The organism is Shewanella sp., assembly GCF_047975355.1.
In the GTDB taxonomy this organism is placed as follows: Bacteria; Pseudomonadota; Gammaproteobacteria; order Enterobacterales; family Shewanellaceae; genus Shewanella.
Genome location: NZ_JBKEDJ010000043.1, coordinates 1 through 1,832, shown reverse-complemented (window position 1 = coordinate 1,832; position 1,832 = coordinate 1). Strand labels below are relative to the sequence as shown.

The 1,832-nt window shown below is 45.8% G+C and carries 2 protein-coding genes and 1 pseudogene; 2 read left to right on the top strand and 1 reads right to left on the bottom strand.

Features of this window, described 5'->3' with window-relative positions; genetic code table 11:
- Positions 1-74 precede the first annotated feature (74 nt).
- Positions 75-710: a hypothetical protein gene (locus ACK5NH_RS12835; protein ID WP_011621801.1), complete on the bottom strand. Its 636-nt coding sequence runs from the start codon at positions 708-710 to the stop codon at positions 75-77.
- Positions 711-1,115: 405 nt separating this feature from the next.
- Here ACK5NH_RS12835 and ACK5NH_RS12830 point away from each other — a divergent pair, with 405 nt between their 5' ends.
- Both ACK5NH_RS12830 and ACK5NH_RS12825 read left to right on the top strand, forming a co-directional pair.
- Complete coding sequence (locus ACK5NH_RS12830; RefSeq protein ID WP_416920626.1) at positions 1,116-1,712, top strand: PepSY-associated TM helix domain-containing protein; 597 nt, start codon at positions 1,116-1,118, stop codon at positions 1,710-1,712.
- Between the two features lie 16 nt (positions 1,713-1,728).
- Positions 1,729-1,832: pseudogene (locus ACK5NH_RS12825) on the top strand (DUF2271 domain-containing protein); the annotation flags it as partial.

Sequence of the window (1,832 nt, the reverse complement as noted above, 5' to 3'; positions counted from 1 at the left end):
TGTTAATAAGCACTGTGGCTGACAGCGACTAAAGTGAAATGCGGCTAGGACGAGCTATGCTCGGCTGAGTGTCGTTATTGTACGGGTTTAACTTCTTTAACCGCTGCGGGGGCTGCGACTTCGCTCACCGCCTTTTCAAGCACCGCTTCCTGTGTTGCTTTTACATCTCCAGTGGCAACCGCTTTTAGGGGCGCAGCCGCTGGGATTTGTTCTTGCAGTTTCTCCGTGCCTGCATCTATCGCCTTTTGCTGTAGTTTTTGCGGATCTGTGTAGTCAGCCAGTTCTTTAGGCCAGCTTGGTACCAGTTTCTCAGCTTGATCGGTAAATTGTTCAGAGATAATTTTTGGCGAGCCACCCGTAAGCAACATCACCGCCATTTGGTTGGTTTCTGAGTTCCACACAAAGCCTGCTTTTTCGGCCATTTCCGGCACTGGCGTATAGGTCGATACCATATAAAACAGTGGACCTTCCTGCTGGATTTTATCGGCGGTTTTCAGCAGCGATACCGTGGTCTCGTAGTTGTCACCGAGCAGGGCCTTCATCCGATCTTTAATCAATGGTTGTTCGAACAGCCCCACGTCATTTGGATTTAATCCGACAAGGGGTTTTAGCAGTGCCCACATGAGTTGGCCTTGGGGTGACATCAATAGCAGTGGGGCAACACAGGCATTAAGCATTAGTGCGAGCCAGATAATGTGTAGGCAACGCATTTTTTTGAGCAGAGTTGTACTCAAGATGATATTTCCTTTGGAAGTACCAGCAAGTCGCCGGCGGCGGATTGTAGCCGATTGCGATTCTGTAAACGAGAGGGGTGAATAAGTAAATTTTTACTGGAATTAGGGGGTAAAAGGTTAAGTTTTATCTAATTGAATTTGTATTAGTTTTACAATTATTTCTATTTTCTCCGCTGCTTTTCTCGCTCTACGAGTTTGTGATATTTCCCATCAACGTTGCCGTTATACCGTACTTGTGATGTAAAGAATGTAAAGTTAGGTTTTGTTGATAATAAATATCATTTACTCTCTGACTCATTAACTTTCGTTAATACAGGCTATTAGCCAACGGTTGGTGGCGATTTAGGCGCTCGCCTAATATCCCTTCGTGAGAGTCAGTCATTGAAATTAAAAGTTAGTAAATCATCGCTTTCCTTCGCTCGGACTATTCATGTTTATGTCTCTATGGCACTGCTGCTGTTAATGCTGTTTTTTGCCGTAACCGGGATCACCTTAAACCATCCCAATTGGTTTTCTTCAGCGGATCAAGAACCTCTACGTAAACAGTTTGATATTCCAAATTATTTAATACCTGCAGCGCCGCAGGAGCCTGAATGGCGTTTAGCGGCGGGGCATTGGTTAAAAAGCCAGTGGGATATGGATATTGGCACTGCCGATATCGATGAGGATGAGATAAGCCTAGTGAATAAAGGCCCCGGCACGTATCGCACCGTCACCTTAGATCTACTCGACGGCAAAGCCTATGTTGAGACTTTAGATTATGGCGTTATTGCGGTGCTTAACGATCTGCACAAGGGGCGCAATACCGGGATTGTCTGGGCTTGGGTGTTAGATGTCTGTGCCTTGCTGATTATTCTCTTTTCGCTCACCGGCGCTTATTTGCTGTTGCCTCAAACGAAACGACTTAAAAAATCCTTGTTTTATATGGTGCTCGTCAGCTCAGGCTGTGCACTTGTGTATGTCTATTTTGTTCCATAGGGAGAACCGATTAATGATGCGTCAGCTTATTCGCACCAGCGCCATCGGTGCGTTGTTTGTGAGTTCAGCGGTATTTGCCGCGCCCAAAATGACCGTTGATTTGACCTTGCCTGAAATTAC

Bases quoted from the DNA above. Each gene is read 5' to 3' on its own strand.
- ACK5NH_RS12835 (WP_011621801.1), bottom strand. From the start codon at position 710: ATGCGTTGCCTACACATTATCTGGCTCGCACTAATGCTTAATGCCTGT.